Here is a 16,797-nt window from a genome sequence, read left to right as displayed (position 1 = left end):
CAGATAATATCAAATAGTCTTAAACTTATCAAGCGATAAGTTTTGTGATATAATTTTTTTATCAAAAATATCTCGTACTTACTTTTTATGTGAAATGGGGAGTTATCTATGGAATCCATGAAGGATAAAATTATTGAACTTGCTACAGAGTTGTTTATGAAACAAGGATACCTTGCTACGTCAACGAGACAAATTGCAAAAGAATTGAATATCACACAACCAGCTATTTATTATCATTTTGAAAATAAAGAACAAATCTATATTCAAGTGTTGAAAAAATTTGCAAACGAAATTGGCAGTCAACTTTATCAACTATTAGACAGCGGGCTATCCGAAGAAATAATCTTGCTCAAAATGTCTGAATTTCTGATAGAGAGGCATCCAATGAACTTTTCATTAATGATGACAGATATGGAGAATGAACTGCCGGAGGATATCAGGAAACAGGTTTTTATCCTTTGGCATGAAAATTATTTTGCTCCTTTTGAAACTTTTTTTTCAAGCTTATCGGGGCAACTTAATGATGAGATACCGCCAAAAAATATTTCCCTTCATTTTTTGAGAGCCTTGTCTGCGTATGTAGATGAGAATATCAACTCACATAATGACTTGCCGATAGCAGAATTCATTCATATTTTCTTTTTTGGGATTGTGAAAAGAGACTGAAATAATGTAGAAAGCATTTCATTTCATCTTGCAGCAATAATGATAAATTTCTAAAGTCACATTGTCAGCACTTCAACACTTTCACGATGAATATTATCAGGAGTTCCTTGAATCATTATCGTATCATACCTTGATTTCGGCCGACAACTCATTAGTATGAAAGTTGTTCTAGCAAAACAAGAGGGAGTTGTTCATCATGACTAATAATTTTAAGTCGTTATCCTAACTTAATTTGACAAATAAAATTTTTATCAGGACATAAATTTGAAAATCTGACAGAAATCAAATAGATATTATCAGTCCTTGTGTAGAAGAAATTGTCAGCTTTCAACTAAAAATACACTAAAAATGCTTTGTCTGAAATGTTGCTATTGTAACGTTTCAGACTTTTTTAATGAATAATTTTCAGAAAGTAGTTGCATTAATATTTTTTTATGTATATACTTTGTCTATCGAATAGTTTGATAGTCAAATTATTTGATAATCAAATCATTACCGAGTGAGGTTTTATCCGTGGAGGCAAATTTAGAACTTATCAACTCTTATTTGATTGCAGTCTTCAATGACATTTTGACCATTGAAGAGTCTGAATTAAAAAAAAGTGAATTTCAAGATATTTCGATCAAAGAAATGCATACTATAGAAGCCATTGGTCTTCACAATGAGCGGACCTCCAGTGAAGTGGCCAAGAGACTTTCTATTACAGTAGGCACGTTGACCGTTGCAATCAATAATCTAGTAAAAAAAGGTTATGTAGAAAGAATTCGAAGCAAAGACGATCGTCGAGTTGTCCGGTTGAAATTGACCAACCGGGGGCGGTTATTCTACCGTGTGCACCAGCATTTTCATAAAAAAATGGTAGAAGCTGCATTGACAGACATGGATGAAGCTGAAAAAAAAGCTGTTATCAAAGGATTAAGGAATTTGCACGAATTTCTAAAAGGAAGTTATCAGTAGGAAAGTTTTGAGGAACTAGTATGAACGAAACACGTATCACGCACACCGCCTCCTATCTTCCCTCCAGAGTAGTTGCTAATACAGAACTGGCGGAGATGATGGAGACAAGTGATGACTGGATTTACAGTCGTACAGGCATAAAAAATCGTCGGGTGGTAGTAAACCAAAACACCTCTGACTTATGTACCGAAGTAGGGAAATCATTAATTTTAAAAAGCGGTAAAAATATTTCTGACATCGATTTTATCATCGTGGCAACCATGACGCCGGATTACAGCGCTCCTTCCACTGCTTGTTTAGTTCAAGGAAATTTGGGTGCATCCAATGCTCTGGCTTTTGATATCAGCGCAGCCTGTTCCGGATTTATCTATGCGCTGTCCATGGGAGAAAAATTGATTTCAAGCGGAAAGTATCAGACCGGAATGGTCATTGCCGGCGAAACGATGTCAAAAGTGTTGGACTGGGAGGATCGTTCCACAGCTGTTCTGTTCGGAGACGGTGCCGGGGGCGTTTTACTGGAAAGTAAAGACGGTCCTTCGCAATTTATAGACGAATACCTACAGTCTGACGGGACCCGGGGCATGAGCTTGACGAATTCGTATTTACATAATACCAGCCCCTTTTATCAGGCGGAAAAAAAAGTTTCAACAGCTCTTCAAATGGACGGACGCAGCATTTTTGATTTTTCTTTGAGAAATGTCTCGGCCAATATCCGGACAATCGTTGAGCGAAATCATTTTTCTGATGAGACCATCGACTATGTTTTGGCACATCAGGCGAATGTCAGGATTTTGGATGCAGTAGCAAAAAAATCCAACATAGCAAGAGAAAAGTTTTTAAGCAACATCGCTTCCTATGCAAATACATCGGCAGCAAGTATTCCAATACTTTTAAATGAGTGTATCGAAGAAGGCACCTTGCAATTAGGAAGTCAGCAAAAAATCGTGTTAACCGGTTTTGGCGGTGGCTTGACATGGGGGAGTATCCTCTTGTCATTGTAGCTGTAAAAGTCGTTAATAAATAAAAATAAAAAACATTATGGAGGAATATAAAATGGCAACTTTTGCAAAAATTCAAGAAATCATTGTGGACCAACTAGGAAAAGAAGAGGAAGAAGTTCAATTAACTACTAACTTCCGGGAAGAATTGGAAGCTGACAGCTTAGATTTATTCCAAATCATCAATGATATCGAAGATGAGTTTGACGTGAAAATTGAAACGGACGAAGGCTTGAACACTGTGGAAGATTTAGTAAAATTCGTTGACGGTGAGTTAGCTAAATAAGGAACCTGCCAAAGAAGTTGCTTAGAAGCCGAGCTTCTAAGCTTTTTTAATTAAGTGAAAAAACAAATCAGAGAAGGTGAAAGAATGAATCATTCAAAAATATGTCAGATGTTAGATATCGAATACCCTATTATTCAGGGAGCAATGGCGTGGGTAGCAGAAGCCAATTTGGCAAGTGCAGTTTCTAATGCGGGTGGTTTAGGCATCATAGCATCTGGACATGCACCTAAACACATTGTAAAAGAACAAATTGATTTGGCAAAAAAGCTGACAGACAAGCCGTTTGGGGTCAACATCATGCTGATGTCCCCCCATGTGGATGACATAGTGGATTTAGTTTGTGAGGAACGGGTGAAAGTGGTGACCACTGGTGCTGGCTCCCCTGGAAAATATATGAAAAAATTTAAAGCAGCAGATATTGTTGTTATCCCTGTGGTAGCATCCGTAGCTTTGGCAAAGAGAATGGAAAGCGACGGTGCAGATGCTGTCGTAGCTGAAGGAATGGAAGGCGGCGGACATATCGGGAAAACTACGACAATGGCATTAGTTCCCCAAGTAGTAGACGCTGTAAACATTCCGGTCATCGCTGCTGGCGGTGTGGGTGACGGCCGAGGTATGGCAGCTGCTTTGATGCTGGGAGTCGAAGGAGTACAATTAGGCACACGCTTTTTGATTTCAAAGGAATGTACTGCCCATGAAAACTTCAAAAAATTTGTTCTCAAGGCCAATGATTTGAGCACTGACGTAACCGGTTTAGCTACAGGGCACCCTGTACGGGGTTTGAGAAACAAACTTACCCGGGAATATAACAAATTAGAACGTATCGAGGCTGGAAAAGCTGAACCTAATTGGGATTTGCTGGAAGATTTGGGCAAAGGTGCTTTAAAACGGGCTGTGGTTGACGGAGATACTAAAAACAGCTCCATGATGTCTGGACAAATCGCCGGCTTGGTTTCCAAAGAAAATCAGACATGTGAAGATATCATTCAAGAACTGGTAACAGAATGTCAAGAAGTCATCAAAGCTAGAGCGGAACGCTGGCTAAAATAAAGCCGGTGGAACATTCAAAAAATCTCAAAATTTTTGCAAGACTTTTGTTAAGAGGAGTTAGTTATGACAATTGGATTTATTTTTAGTGGACAAGGGGCGCAATATCACGGAATGGGCAAAGAACTTTCTGAAGTTTACCCAATCTACGATCAAACTCTTGAAGAAGCTTCAGATGCCCTGGGTTGGGACATGAAGGCTTTAAGCTTCGATGAACACTCGCAATTAAATGAAACTGAATTTACTCAGCCGGCTGTTTTAACTATGAGTGTTGGTCTCCATAGGGTATTGGCTGAACTGGGAGTGACTCCCCAAATCGTTTCAGGATTAAGCCTTGGAGAGTACTCTGCATTGGTAGCTAGCGGTGCTTTTGATTTTTCAGAAACAGTCCAGCTGGTTCAAAAGCGCGGACGTTGGATGACTGAGGCCGTTCCCCGTGGTCAGGGCGCGATGTCTGCCGTGATGAATATTCCCCGTGAAGCAGTGGAAGAAGCTTGTCTGGCAGCCAGTGCTTCAGGAGTTGTGGTTCCGGCAAATTACAATATGCCCAATCAGATTGTTATTTCTGGCGAGGTGGCAGCCGTAGAAAAAGCTGAGCAGTTACTAGAAGGACACAAGCGCAGCAGAATCATTCGCCTGAATGTGAGCGGACCGTTCCATACTAATTTACTGGCACCGGCAGCTGAGAAATTGTCGACTGCTTTAGCAGAGGTAACGATTCGGGAGATGGCTCTGCCAGTTGTGACTAATTTGACCGGTGAGATTATCCCATCCAAAGATGACATCATTCCTACATTGGTTCAACAGGTGAAGTCTCCTGTTTACTGGGAAGATTGTGTCAAAACAATGATTGATAATGGCGTGGACACATTTTTGGAATTAGGACCGGGAAGAGCTTTGAAAGGATTCGTGAAAAAAATCGATCGTACAGTCAAGGTCGAAAATATCGAAGACGTCAACACATTAGAAAAGGCGTTGACCTCATTTAATTTAGGTTAGGAGGATGTCAATTGAAAAATAAAACGGTAATTGTAACAGGAAGTACGAGAGGGATCGGGTTGGGCATCGCTTTGGCATTTGCAAAACTTGGTGCCAATATCGTCTTAAACGGACGAAAAGAGCTGGATGACACTTTGCTGGTTCCCTTTGACCAATTAGGCGTCAAGTCTCACTACATTCAGGGAGATGTTCAGAATTTCGAAGATGCTAAACGATTGATTGCTGACACTCGGGAAAAATTCGGGTCTATTGATGTTCTTATAAATAATGCAGGTGTGACCAATGATAAATTGCTGATGCGTATGTCTGAGGAAGATTTTGATTCTGTCATCAATGTGAATTTAAAAGGGACCTTCCATACAATCCAACAGGTTTCGGCAGTCATGCTGAAACAAAAGAGCGGAACAATCATCAATTTAGCCAGTGTCGTCGGTTTAGTCGGCAACGCCGGTCAAGCTAACTATGCAGCAAGTAAAGCTGGCGTGGTCGGATTGACAAAATCAGTTGCGCGGGAGTTGGCTTCAAGAGGAATTACCTGTAATGCGATCGCTCCCGGTTTTATCGAATCAGATATGACAGATGTGTTGAGCGACAAAGTCAAAGAAGCATCAAAAACACAGATACCGCTGAAAAAATTTGGTTCAGTAGATGATGTTGCCAATGCAGCGGTATTTTTAGCAACGAATAAATATATTACCGGACAAGTGCTGAATGTTGACGGCGGCATGGTCATGAATGGTTAAGGAGGGAACAAAATGAGGCGAGTAGTTATAACCGGGCAAGGAGCTGTGACCCCGTTGGGAAACACGGCAAAAGAGTTTTGGGAAGGACTTAAAGCAGGGAAAAACGGCATTGCACCAATCAAGAAGTTTGATGCCGCCGATACTGGCATCACAGTTGCTGCAGAAGTCAAGGACTTCGATCCGACTCTGTACATGGCAAAAAAACAAACAAAACGGATGGACTTGTTTTCAGTTTATGGTGTTGCAGCGGCGAAACAGGCAGTTGAAGATGCTGGATTGAAAATCGGCGAAAATGCAGATCCCCACCGTACAGGAGTAATCGTCAGTTCAGGAATCGGCGGCATGACCACCATTCAGGAACAGGTTATCAAAATGCATGAACGCGGACCTAAAAGGGTTGCCCCGTTTTTCGTTCCCATGGCTATTGGGAATATGGCTGCTGGAAATATATCCATTGCCACGGGAGCCAAAGGGATTTGCACATGTGTGGTCACCGCTTGCGCTTCTTCTACGAATGCTATCGGAGATGCTTTCCGTTCCATTAAGCACGGCTATTCTGATGTGATACTTGCTGGCGGAGCAGAAGCCACGGTTTGTGAAATAGGTATTTCCGGCTTTGCTGCATTAACAGCTTTAACGGCAGCAGAAGACCCTGACCGTGCATCCATTCCTTTTGACAAAGACAGAGGAGGATTTGTCATGGGAGAAGGCGGAGCAGTCTTAGTATTAGAAGAGTTGGAACACGCGTTGGCTCGCGGTGCTAATATTCTGGCAGAAGTCGTGGGATATGGTGCCAACAGTGATGCTTATCATATGACTAGTCCGAATCCTGATGGTTCCGGTGCTGGGATTTGTATGATAAATGCTATGGAAGAAGCGGGCGTCAGTCCGGAAGAAATAGATTATATTAATGCTCATGGCACGGGCACCCCAACCAATGACGGAGCGGAAACCACTGCCATCAAATATGCTTTGGGAGATGCGGCTTATAACGTGGCAATTTCAAGTACGAAAAGTATGACAGGACATTTGTTGGGAGCAGCTGGTGCTGTAGAGGCAATCGCCTGTGTGGGTGCTTTGCAGGAAGATTTTATTCCGCCAACGATTGGTCTTGAAAATGTCAGTGACGATTGTGATTTGGATTATGTACCAAAAGTCGGTAAAGCGAGATTAGTCAAGTATACCTTGAGTAATTCGCTGGGCTTTGGCGGACATAATGCTGTTTTGTGCATGAAGAAGTGGGAAGGTGAGTAACAGGTGGAATTTTCTGAACTACAAGAGATCTTAAAACAGTTTGATGCCTCTACTGTCAGAGTGCTGGATCTGTCAAAGAAAGATTTTCATTTGTTTATCAGTAAAGATAAAGTTGAGACAGCAAGACCAGCAAAAGAGGAGTTGGCAGTGACTCAACCGGCACCAGAGATTCAGCCGGCTGTTGCGGAACAGCCAGTAGTTATCAAGGAGCAGGAAGCAGTATCAGCTCCCGAAGCACAACCGCTCAAAGGAAAGACGATCAATTCGCCCTTAGTGGGAGTGACTTACTTGAGCCCTGCACCGGGAGAGCCGGTATTCAAATCGGCAGGGGATAAGGTGAAAAAAGGCGATGTCTTATGCATCGTTGAAGCCATGAAGCTGATGAATGAAATTACCAGCGATACAGATGGCATTATAGAAGCAGTATTGGTTGAAAATGAAGAAGTTGTCGAGTATGGGCAGCCTTTGTTTCAAATTGTTTAGGAGGGAAAATCAATGCAATTAAATGTACAAGAAATAATGGAAATTATTCCAAATCGTTATCCAATCATGATGGTCGACCGGGTGTTGGAACTGGTACCGGGCAAACACGTGGTTGCTATCAAAAATGTGACTTACAATGAACATTTCTTCCCGGGACACTTTCCGGGAGAGCCGGTGATGCCGGGAGTCTTGATTCTTGAAGCTTTGGCACAGACAGGCTCGATTCCGTTGCTCAAGAGCGAAGAATTCGAGGGACAAACAGGCTATCTGGGAGGGATTGACAAAGTCAAATTCCGTCAGAAAGTTGTCCCGGGGGATGTACTGAGAATGGAAATGGAAATTATTAAGCGTAAAGGGAACATCGGTGTGGGCAAAGCAACAGCTTCTGTAGAAGGAAAAGTTGTCTGCTCAGCATTGATGACATTCATTATTGGAGCGAAGTAGCCTATGTTTAATAAAGTATTGATTGCTAATCGAGGTGAAATTGCGGTCCGGATAATCCGTGCATGCCGGGAACTGGGTATTGAAACGGTAGCTGTTTATTCAGAAGCGGACCGCGATGCACTGCATAAAGAACTGGCCGATGAAGCTATTTGCATCGGTCCGGCTAAAGCGGCAGAATCTTATTTGGATATGCAAAGCGTTATCAGTGCAGCCATTGTGACTGGAGCCGAAGCAATCCATCCTGGTTTCGGTTTTTTAGCAGAAAACAGTACTTTTGCAGAAATGTGTGAAGAATGCCAAATTAAATTTATCGGGCCAAGTGCCGGAATCATTCGGGAGATGGGAAATAAAATCAATGCCCGCCGTTTGATGATCAAAGCAGGAGTGCCGGTAATTCCCGGAAGCGATGGTGCGTTGGAAACTGTCGAAGAGGCTCTTGAAGTGGCTAAACGGATTGGTTTTCCCGTGATGCTGAAAGCAGCAGCCGGTGGAGGTGGAAAAGGCATCCGCAAAATCGAATCGGCTGAAAAACTTCCTCAGCAGTTTCAATCTGCACAACAAGAAGCTCTGGCAGCGTTCGGCAACGGAGAGATGTATATTGAAAAAATCATTTATCCTGCCAGACATATTGAAGTTCAAATTTTGGGGGACAATCAGGGCAATGTGATTCATCTAGGTGAGAGGGATTGCTCTTTACAACGGAATAATCAAAAAGTGCTGGAAGAATCCCCGGCGGTAGGTCTAACCGATCAGTTGCGTTCTGATATCGGTGACGCAGCCGTCCGGGCGGCTACTGCCGTCAAGTATGAAAATGCCGGGACTATCGAGTTTTTGATGGATGAAAAACAACAGTTTTATTTTATGGAGATGAATACACGGATTCAAGTAGAGCATCCCGTAACAGAAATGGTGACGGGCATAGATATTGTCCGGGAACAGTTGCGGATTGCTTACGGACAGCCCTTGTCTTTCACACAAGAGGATGTCCAGTTAAAAGGTCATGCGATCGAATGTAGGATTAATGCAGAGGATCCAAGATTCAACTTTGCCCCTTGTCCGGGTACGATTGAAAATCTATTATTGCCTAGCGGAGGCATGGGGTTAAGAGTGGACAGTGCCGTGTACAGCGGTTATACGATTCCTCCATACTATGACTCAATGATTGCCAAAGTCATCGTTTACGGGGACTCCCGTGAAGCGGCTATCGGCAAAATGGAACGTGCCTTGGTCGAGCTGGTGACTGATGGCATCGTGACGAACCAAGAATTTCAAATGGATTTGATCACAGACGAAAGTTTTGTCAAAGGCCAGTACGATACAGCTTTTTTACAAGAAAAATTTTTACCTAATTGGGAACCTGAACTAGACTAGTGAAGGAGGGGCGATATGGCTCTATTTAAAAAGAAAAAATATATTCGCATCAATCCTAAACGTCAAATGTCAACATCGGAAAAAACCGTCAGACCGCAAGTCCCTGATGATTTGTGGGAAAAATGTCCCAAGTGTAAAAAAATCATTTACACTAAGGACATGTCCGAAAATAAAACCTGTACGAATTGTGGTTACTGTTTTCGATTAAGCGCCAAGGAACGGCTAAAACTGATTGTAGATGAGGGGACCTTTGCAGAATGGGATACAGATATCCTCAGTGAAAATCCGATTGATTTTCCTGGTTATGAACAAAAAATTGCTGCTGTACGCGAAAAAACTGGTTTGCATGAAGCGATTGTCACAGGCAAAGGTACCATCGAACGTCATGAAGCGGTGATTGGGGTCATGGACAGCCAGTTTATCATGGGAAGCATGGGGATGGTCGTGGGAGAAAAAATCACCCGGGCTTTTGAACGGGCGACTGTCTCATCATTACCTGTGATTATTTTTACAGCATCTGGCGGAGCACGAATGCAGGAGGGAATCCTCTCATTGATGCAGATGGGAAAAATTTCTGCTGCGGTGAAACGACATCACGAAGCTGGGTTATTGTATATCGTGGTATTGACTGATCCCACAACTGGCGGTGTTACTGCAAGTTTTGCCATGCAGGGAGATATTATTTTAGCTGAACCTCATGCAACTATCGGTTTTGCCGGCCGCCGGGTGATTGAACAAACAATCAAACAAAAACTGCCGGAATCTTTTCAAAAAGCGGAGCATCTATTAGAAAAAGGATTTGTGGATAAAATAGTTGCCCGGGAAGAATTGAAAACATCCCTCGGCTTTTTGCTGAAGGTGCATAATCCTGCGGCGGGGAGGCTGGCTGATGAATAAAACAAAAACAGCGAATGAACTCGTAGCACTGGCTCGCCATCCTAAGCGGTTCACTCCTTTAGAGTATATCGAAACGATTTTTGATGATTTTATGGAATTTCACGGCGACCGCTACTATGGAGATGACCAGGCCGTTGTGGGCGGTGTGGCATTTTTGGATGGTCAACCTGTCACTGTGATCGCAATCCAAAAAGGAAGAGACTTGCAGGAGAACATCCGCCGAAATTTCGGCTCTCCCCATCCGGAAGGGTATCGAAAATCATTACGTCTAATGAAACAGGCAGAGAAATTTGGCCGTCCGATTATTACATTCATTAACACTCCTGGGGCTTTTTGCGGTATCGAAGCAGAAGAACGGGGAGAAGGCGAAACAATCGCCCGGAATTTATATGAGATGAGTGATATCAAAGTGCCGATTCTTTCCGTTTTTACAGGTGAAGGAGGCAGCGGCGGAGCGATTGCTCTGGCAGTGGCGGATGATATCTTGATGTTGGAATACAGTATCTACTCCATCCTTTCGCCGGAAGGTTTTTCTTCCATCTTATGGAAAGACAGCAGTAAATCTGCCGAAGCAGCAGAAATCATGAAACTGACATCTTATGATTTGAAAAAGTTGAAGGTGATTGATGACATCATTCCTGAAGAAAAAAATGGCAGAAAAATTCCTCAAGAACAAATCAATGGACTGTTGAAAAAACAATTACTTGCTAAACTTTCGCACTTGCGGACGTTATCCTCAGAAGAACTTACGGAGCGAAGGTATCAGCGTTTCAGACACTATTAAATATTACATTTCCTGAATTGTAAAATTAGGAAGAAATGGTGAAAAATAAGTTGTTTAGCAAAAAAGGCAAGCTTCTAGCTAACTTGATCATTCTAAATAATTTAATTGAGGACTCAGAAAAGAAAATGTTAAAAGATATTCTCTTTTTATATTTTTGTGGTATAATGTGTTGTAGAAAGCGAATACTTTTTGATTATTTAGGGTGTTATCTGATTACAAGAGCATTACCTAAACACATTTCATGTGTTTAGGTTTTTTATTTTTTGGGGGTGATTAAACATGAAAGTTGAAAAGGTTCTAAACAACAGTACTGTAATTGCATCTGACAATACGACAGAAATGATTTTATTGGGGAGAGGGATTGGCTTTAATAAAAAAGCGGGTGATAAAGTAGATGAAACGAGAATTGAAAAAAAGTATGTTGTCGATTCTGCGTTAAATGTAAATAAAGCTATTTATGAATTAGATGATTGCTATTTTAGGTTATCGAAGGACATCATTGACATCGCCGAGTCCGAGTTGAAAACAGAATTAAATAAAACAAGTTATATATTATTGGCGGACCATATAAACTTTAGTATTTCTCGCTGCAAAGAAGGAAAAATTACTCCGAATATATTCATGAATGAAATCCAGTTGCTTTATCCTAAACAATATAAGATTGGTCAAGAATCTTTAGCATACATTTATAAAGAAACAGGCATTAAATTACCTATTGATGAAGCTGGTTATATTGCGTTGCATATTGTGAATTCATCAATTGATAACAATGACGAATTTATAGAAAAGCTGCCAAAAACAATTGATGAGATAGTTAATATAATCGAAGATTATTATCAGATGACTTTCAAAAAAAATATTATTGAGTATTCAAGATTTGTTACCCATTTAAAATATTTATTATTAAGATTGCAAAGAAAGGAATGGAAAAGGGTAGATTCCGATGAGTCGAAAGCTGCTAAACCTGTAATTGAGCAGTATGCTGTGGTTGGGGAAATCAGCACATATATCTACAACGTATATCATAAAAAAATAGGCAAAGATGAAGAGTACTATCTTAATCTTCATCTGGGCAGACTAATTAATTCTTAGTGTGTTACTTTAAGTAGGCAAAAACTAAAATTAAGCTGATTTCAGTTTAATTTTAGTTTTTTTATTTTATTTAGGAGGAAAAAAATGGAAAATCAAAAATCAACTTCATTAAAAACAAGACTGTTCGGATTTTTTCAAGAATTAGGTAAGACGTTCATGTTTCCTGTATCGTTACTGGCTTTTTTGGGAATTTTGTTAGGATTAGGGAGCTCTCTCACTTCTCAGGCAATGATTGACAAGATTCCTTGGTTGGGAAATGAAATGCTACAGCATTTTTTCAATTCGATGTCAACACTCGGAGGTTTTGCGTTTAGTTATTTGCCTGTTTTATTTGCTATGGCGATACCACTGGGATTGAGTAAGCGCAATAAAGGTGTTGCTGCCTACTCAGGGTTTGTCGGGTATATGCTTATGAACATGGGCATCAATTTTATGTTGACAGTGACTAATCAATTAGCTGATGCAGAAAATTTGAGGACAGCAGGGCAAGGAATGATGCTCGGCATTCAGACAATTGAAATGGGAATTTTAGGAGGGATTATTGCAGGTCTTGTGACGCATGTTCTTCATGAAAAATATCAAGATATGGTTATGCCAGATGCTTTCTCTTTTTTCGGTGGAATTAGATTTGTACCGATTATTTCTGCAATCGTATTATTTTTAGTAGGATTACTATTGCCGTTCATTTGGCCGATTTTTGGTAACGCAATTACTGCTTTAGGTAACTTGATTCAACAGGCTGGTATTTTTGGACCTTTCTTGTATGGTATAGGTGTCTTAGCTTTAAAACCTTTTGGCATGCACCATATTTTATTAGCAATGGTCAGGTTTACCGACGCTGGGGGAACAGAATTTGTGAATGGTGATAAAGTTTCAGGAGCTCTGAATATTTTCTATGCACAACTCAATGCAGGAGAGCCGATTAGTGCTAAAGCTACTGCTTTTTTATCTCAAGGTTTTATGCCGACATTCATGTTCGGGTTGCCCGCTGTTGCGATTGCCATCTATATGACAGCACGACCTGAGAATAGAAAGGCAATCAAAGGGTTATTAATTTCAGGGATATTAGTTTCGTTGGTCACAGGGATATCTGAACCTATTGAGTTTCTATTTTTATTTGTTGCACCACAACTATATATATTTCATGCATTGATGTCAGGTGTGGCAATGATGGTAGTGTCGTTAGCCGGTGTGGTTATTGGTAATACGGATGGTGGCATTATTGATTGGATTATATTCGGTGTTATGCAAGGGAATTACACGAAGTGGTATCTCCTGATACCGATTGGAATTGCTTGGTTTATGATATATTATTTTGTTTTCAAATGGTATATTCAAAAGCATGATATCAAGACGCCAGGGAGAGAAGCAGCGGGACAAGACGAAATAGATGAAGATGGTAATGTGAATCTTAAAGTGTTTACTAAAGGAGATGGTTTGTATGATCCGGCAATTATTTTAGAAGCATTAGGCGGTAAGGAAAATATAAAAACACTCGATAATTGTGTGACTCGGTTACGGTTAAATATTGAAGATATTAGTTTAGTAGATAAAAACACTTTAAAAAAAGCTGGGGCATTGGGTGTTGTAGAACTTGACGCACACAATATACAAGTTATTATTGGCGCCCAAGTACAAACGGTCAAAACAGGAATAGAAATGCTGTTGTAGTTAAAGGAGATATAAAATGGATTTCAATTTTGATGAGATATTTGATAGAAGAAAAGGTAATGCAAGAAAATGGTCATCAGCGGTTTTGAATCAGAAATTTGGTATAAAAGATTCAGATGCTATTGCAATGGATTTGGCAGATATTGATTTTCCAGTAGCAAAACCAATTCAGCAGGCTTTGACAATCCGTGCTTCCATACCTGATTATAGTTATACCTATACTTCTTCGGAATTTTATGAAGCGGTAAAGAAGTGGAACAAAAATAATTTTCAATGTGATTTTAAAGAAGAGTGGATTACCTTAACATATGGCACAGTATCTACCTTACACAATATCGTACAATGCTTTACTGAAGTAGGTGATAAAATCATGTTTCACACGCCAGCATATGACCCTTTTTGTGAAGCTGTAGAGAATAATTGTAGAGTACCTGTTTTTTCATCCTTAGTTGAAAAAGATGGCAGATATGAGATGGACTTTTCTCGGATGGAACAAGATATGAAAGATAATGATGTGAAAATTTTTATTCTATGCAATCCTCAAAATCCTTCAGGACGTGTCTGGACTAGAGAAGAGTTATTCCTACTCAACGAGTTGTGTATCAAATATGATGTCATTTTAGTATCAGATGAAATCCATCGAGAATATGTTTTTGATGGCTACACATTTACATCAATGTGGGAATTTTCCAAAACGAATGAAAATCTAATTATGTGCTTTTCGCCAAATAAAGCTTTTAATCTTGGGGGGTTGAAGACATCGTATGTCGTTATAAGAAATGAGTATCTATTAGAGAAATTTTCTAAACAATTGAAAAGAAATCAAATCACTTCTCCCAATGTCTTTGCTATCCCTGCTATTGTTGCAGCATATGATGAATGCGGTGAATGGTTGAAAGAGATGGTTGCTTACGTAGAAGAAAATCATCACTATTTATCTAAATTCATTGAGCAGGAAATGCCTCTTTTTAAGGTTATGAAACCAGAATCATCATTCTTGTCATGGATAAATGTGGATGAGTTACTAAAAACAGATGAACAGAAAGATTTGTTTTTCCAGAATTGTCATATTTCTGTTGTCAAGGGAAGTTATTTTGTTAAAGATGGAAATAAATTCATCAGATTGAGTATAGGTATGCCTAGAAAAGTACTGGCTGAAGCATTATTTCGAATGAAAAAAGAGTATGATAAATGGATAAAACAAAACATCATGAACTAAACGCGTCAATAACTCTTCGGGGAATCTCGAAGAGTTATTTTTCTTTTTGATTCAGCTAATCCAATAGATTTAGCGTGCTGAACTGTGTCTGTTACATAAATGCTGGTGTAAATAATTTCATTTGGAAATGGTTAATCATCCAAAAATGAAGTATGCAATAGTAATGGAAAGGCGGAAAAGACAATGTGTATATAATCAGCATGAATCAATTGTCAACCAACGTATTCGTTGTTCATCGAAGTGGTCATAAATTTTATGAAAAATATAGTGAGCAATTCGGACTAAGTGTTGGTGAGTTTAATTTTTCAATCACAATCAAAGTCTATTTCCTTATCTATTTATTGGAGCTGAAGCCAAAAATGTGGGAAATACTCTTTCAAGTACTCAGCGAATTTAGTGAGTTTGAAAGAATCGAACTTTACTTTGAACACTTGATTCCTGCATGTTAAGGACATTTTTGAATGCTATAGCTTTGGGCAAAGAAGTAAACAATGGGGCTAAAAATTCTAGGGAAGTCATTCTTTGCCCAAAATTCGATTTTTAATAAATTAGACAAGACAGAATTGTAGAAATATTAAAAATAATGAAACACTATTGAATAAAATTTATTTGAAAGATATCTAACATTCAATTTGGTAATAACATTCAATGTTAACTGACCTAGAGAACGTGTTTGCAGAAACATAAATTGTGTCGTAACAATATTCTGTCTGATAAATTTTTTATTTTTTAATTCTTTTACGTGATTTTAACTCTGTGAAGTGATATACTAAGTGTTAAAAAGAAATGAGGAGGAGCAAGATGTTTGAGTTTAGTAATGTAAAGAAGTTGACTTATTCTGCCGTATTAGTTGCCTTGGGGGTTATTATCCCGATGGTTATGCCTATTAAAATCATGGTTCCGCCAGTGTCCTTCACCCTTGCCAGTCACGTTCCGATCTTTTTATCGATGTTTATTTCTCCGGGAGCTGCGGTGGCTGTGGCTATCGGTACTGGAGTTGGATTTATGATGACGGCTCCTTTTACGATTGCTTTACGGGCTTTTTCTCATATCATCTTTGCTGTCTTTGGCGCTTATTTATTACAGCAGCGTCCGGAAATTTTATCAAGCAGGAAGAAAAATACATTATTTAACTTTGGTATCGGTGCTTTGCACTCTATCGTAGAGATGGCAGTAGTTTTTGCCTTGTTTATGACAAAAAGCATTCCCAATGCCGAATACACGACCGCTTATCTGATTAACATGATGTTGATTCTAGGTGTGGGCGGGTTAATCCACAGTATGGTCGATTATTATATTGCCTTTTATGTGGCACAACGGACGATTAATATTTTCTCTTTCCCTGCTTTTCTAAGAGTAACAAAAGCAAAATAATTGATAAGCACTCCTGAAATTATTTCAGGGGTGTTTTTTTTAATTTTGAGAGAGGGAATTTTTTCAGGATACGACTTATGATTAAAGTTTTAATTAAACCCCTTAACTTAAACCCCTTAACTTAAATTGCTAGAATACTCTATGGCACCATCTTTAATGGCTTGGTAATATTTTTGTTTATTTTCAATATACTCCATAGATGCTTGTATCTTTTTTAAATTCTCTTTTAAGTTTTTTTCAGTTTTTTCCAGCATCTTTTGGCGCTGGGGAATTGTATCCATTCCGTCAATACATAGTTGCATATATTTTTTCATGTCTTTGATGGTCATCCCACATTCTCTCAAACATATGAGTCCATTTATCCAATTTATATCTTTATCATCAAATTTTCTATGATTGTTATGATCTCTTTTATGATTCGGGACTAGCCCTTCCTTACAATAATATTTAAGAGTATCGTATGTCAGACCAGTCTGCTCGCAAACTTGCTTCATTGTTTTCAAACTATTCAT

19 protein-coding genes are annotated in these 16,797 nt (G+C 39.6%); 18 read left to right on the top strand and 1 reads right to left on the bottom strand.

Annotation, left to right across the window (positions count from 1 at the left end; all coding sequences use genetic code 11):
• Nucleotides 1–108: 108 nt before the first annotated feature.
• From AC4PHI_RS10950 to AC4PHI_RS10865, 18 genes are all read left to right on the top strand, one after another.
• A complete protein-coding gene (locus AC4PHI_RS10950) occupies nt 109–666 on the top strand; it encodes a TetR/AcrR family transcriptional regulator (protein ID WP_492199902.1) in 558 nt (185 codons plus the stop codon).
• A gap of 513 nt (nt 667–1,179) precedes the next feature.
• On the top strand, nt 1,180–1,623 hold the full coding sequence (gene fabT, locus AC4PHI_RS10945) for a fatty acid biosynthesis transcriptional regulator FabT (protein WP_492199901.1): 444 nt from the start codon (nt 1,180–1,182) through the stop codon (nt 1,621–1,623).
• A 20-nt stretch (nt 1,624–1,643) separates the two neighbouring features.
• Complete coding sequence (locus AC4PHI_RS10940) at nt 1,644–2,624, top strand: beta-ketoacyl-ACP synthase III (protein WP_492199900.1); 981 nt, start codon at nt 1,644–1,646, stop codon at nt 2,622–2,624.
• Between the two features lie 52 nt (nt 2,625–2,676).
• On the top strand, nt 2,677–2,907 hold the full coding sequence (locus tag AC4PHI_RS10935) for an acyl carrier protein (protein ID WP_126809449.1): 231 nt from the start codon (nt 2,677–2,679) through the stop codon (nt 2,905–2,907).
• Between the two features lie 84 nt (nt 2,908–2,991).
• Nucleotides 2,992–3,957, top strand: a complete 966-nt coding sequence (gene fabK / locus AC4PHI_RS10930; protein WP_492199899.1) for an enoyl-[acyl-carrier-protein] reductase FabK — start codon at nt 2,992–2,994, stop codon at nt 3,955–3,957.
• Between the two features lie 63 nt (nt 3,958–4,020).
• A complete protein-coding gene (gene fabD / locus AC4PHI_RS10925; protein ID WP_492199898.1) occupies nt 4,021–4,953 on the top strand; it encodes an ACP S-malonyltransferase in 933 nt (310 codons plus the stop codon).
• Between the two features lie 11 nt (nt 4,954–4,964).
• The gene (fabG, locus tag AC4PHI_RS10920; protein WP_492199897.1) at nt 4,965–5,696 is read left to right on the top strand and encodes a 3-oxoacyl-[acyl-carrier-protein] reductase; all 732 of its coding nucleotides are present in this window, start codon (nt 4,965–4,967) and stop codon (nt 5,694–5,696) included.
• A gap of 12 nt (nt 5,697–5,708) precedes the next feature.
• Nucleotides 5,709–6,950, top strand: coding sequence for a beta-ketoacyl-ACP synthase II (fabF, locus tag AC4PHI_RS10915; RefSeq protein ID WP_492199896.1), 1,242 nt, complete (start codon nt 5,709–5,711; stop codon nt 6,948–6,950).
• Between the two features lie 3 nt (nt 6,951–6,953).
• Complete coding sequence (gene accB / locus AC4PHI_RS10910) at nt 6,954–7,433, top strand: acetyl-CoA carboxylase biotin carboxyl carrier protein (RefSeq protein WP_492199895.1); 480 nt, start codon at nt 6,954–6,956, stop codon at nt 7,431–7,433.
• A 12-nt stretch (nt 7,434–7,445) separates the two neighbouring features.
• Nucleotides 7,446–7,877, top strand: coding sequence for a 3-hydroxyacyl-ACP dehydratase FabZ (gene fabZ, locus AC4PHI_RS10905; protein ID WP_492199894.1), 432 nt, complete (start codon nt 7,446–7,448; stop codon nt 7,875–7,877).
• A gap of 3 nt (nt 7,878–7,880) precedes the next feature.
• Entirely contained in the window at nt 7,881–9,248 is a 1,368-nt protein-coding gene (locus AC4PHI_RS10900; RefSeq protein ID WP_492199893.1) for an acetyl-CoA carboxylase biotin carboxylase subunit, read from the top strand.
• Nucleotides 9,249–9,263: 15 nt separating this feature from the next.
• The gene (accD, locus tag AC4PHI_RS10895; protein ID WP_492199892.1) at nt 9,264–10,145 is read left to right on the top strand and encodes an acetyl-CoA carboxylase, carboxyltransferase subunit beta; all 882 of its coding nucleotides are present in this window, start codon (nt 9,264–9,266) and stop codon (nt 10,143–10,145) included.
• Nucleotides 10,138–10,929: an acetyl-CoA carboxylase carboxyltransferase subunit alpha gene (locus tag AC4PHI_RS10890; RefSeq protein WP_492199891.1), complete on the top strand. Its 792-nt coding sequence runs from the start codon at nt 10,138–10,140 to the stop codon at nt 10,927–10,929. Before accD ends, AC4PHI_RS10890 begins: the two co-directional genes overlap by 8 nt.
• A gap of 279 nt (nt 10,930–11,208) precedes the next feature.
• On the top strand, nt 11,209–12,021 hold the full coding sequence (locus AC4PHI_RS10885) for a PRD domain-containing protein (protein WP_492199890.1): 813 nt from the start codon (nt 11,209–11,211) through the stop codon (nt 12,019–12,021).
• An 84-nt stretch (nt 12,022–12,105) separates the two neighbouring features.
• Nucleotides 12,106–13,692 (top strand): maltose/glucose-specific PTS transporter subunit IIBC, encoded by a 1,587-nt coding sequence (gene malX / locus AC4PHI_RS10880; protein WP_492199889.1) that lies wholly within the window; start codon nt 12,106–12,108, stop codon nt 13,690–13,692.
• Between the two features lie 16 nt (nt 13,693–13,708).
• The gene (locus AC4PHI_RS10875) at nt 13,709–14,911 is read left to right on the top strand and encodes a MalY/PatB family protein (protein WP_492199888.1); all 1,203 of its coding nucleotides are present in this window, start codon (nt 13,709–13,711) and stop codon (nt 14,909–14,911) included.
• Nucleotides 14,912–15,096: 185 nt separating this feature from the next.
• Nucleotides 15,097–15,360, top strand: coding sequence for a hypothetical protein (locus tag AC4PHI_RS10870; RefSeq protein WP_492199887.1), 264 nt, complete (start codon nt 15,097–15,099; stop codon nt 15,358–15,360).
• Between the two features lie 352 nt (nt 15,361–15,712).
• Nucleotides 15,713–16,285 carry a hypothetical protein gene (locus AC4PHI_RS10865; protein ID WP_492199886.1) on the top strand — a complete coding sequence of 191 codons (573 nt, stop codon included), beginning with the start codon at nt 15,713–15,715 and terminating at the stop codon, nt 16,283–16,285.
• Nucleotides 16,286–16,401: 116 nt separating this feature from the next.
• On the opposite strand, the gene AC4PHI_RS10860 is transcribed toward AC4PHI_RS10865, so the two are convergent.
• The gene (locus AC4PHI_RS10860) at nt 16,402–16,797 is read right to left on the bottom strand and encodes a MerR family transcriptional regulator (protein WP_492199885.1); all 396 of its coding nucleotides are present in this window, start codon (nt 16,795–16,797) and stop codon (nt 16,402–16,404) included.

This window comes from Vagococcus sp. QWL-13, assembly GCF_058683555.1.
Note: the sequence above shows the minus strand (reverse complement) of the source record. Positions and strands in the feature narration are given on the sequence as shown.

Coding starts and splice junctions, on each gene's coding strand:
- AC4PHI_RS10860 (WP_492199885.1), bottom strand. CDS start 16,797: ATGAATAGTTTGAAAACAATGAAGCAAGTTTGCGAGCAGACTGGTCTG.
- AC4PHI_RS10900 (WP_492199893.1), top strand. CDS start 7,881: ATGTTTAATAAAGTATTGATTGCTAATCGAGGTGAAATTGCGGTCCGG.
- fabD (WP_492199898.1), top strand. CDS start 4,021: ATGACAATTGGATTTATTTTTAGTGGACAAGGGGCGCAATATCACGGA.
- AC4PHI_RS10865 (WP_492199886.1), top strand. CDS start 15,713: ATGTTTGAGTTTAGTAATGTAAAGAAGTTGACTTATTCTGCCGTATTA.
- AC4PHI_RS10890 (WP_492199891.1), top strand. CDS start 10,138: ATGAATAAAACAAAAACAGCGAATGAACTCGTAGCACTGGCTCGCCAT.
- fabZ (WP_492199894.1), top strand. CDS start 7,446: ATGCAATTAAATGTACAAGAAATAATGGAAATTATTCCAAATCGTTAT.
- malX (WP_492199889.1), top strand. CDS start 12,106: ATGGAAAATCAAAAATCAACTTCATTAAAAACAAGACTGTTCGGATTT.
- fabK (WP_492199899.1), top strand. CDS start 2,992: ATGAATCATTCAAAAATATGTCAGATGTTAGATATCGAATACCCTATT.
- AC4PHI_RS10875 (WP_492199888.1), top strand. CDS start 13,709: ATGGATTTCAATTTTGATGAGATATTTGATAGAAGAAAAGGTAATGCA.
- accD (WP_492199892.1), top strand. CDS start 9,264: ATGGCTCTATTTAAAAAGAAAAAATATATTCGCATCAATCCTAAACGT.
- AC4PHI_RS10885 (WP_492199890.1), top strand. CDS start 11,209: ATGAAAGTTGAAAAGGTTCTAAACAACAGTACTGTAATTGCATCTGAC.
- AC4PHI_RS10940 (WP_492199900.1), top strand. CDS start 1,644: ATGAACGAAACACGTATCACGCACACCGCCTCCTATCTTCCCTCCAGA.
- fabF (WP_492199896.1), top strand. CDS start 5,709: ATGAGGCGAGTAGTTATAACCGGGCAAGGAGCTGTGACCCCGTTGGGA.
- AC4PHI_RS10935 (WP_126809449.1), top strand. CDS start 2,677: ATGGCAACTTTTGCAAAAATTCAAGAAATCATTGTGGACCAACTAGGA.
- AC4PHI_RS10950 (WP_492199902.1), top strand. CDS start 109: ATGGAATCCATGAAGGATAAAATTATTGAACTTGCTACAGAGTTGTTT.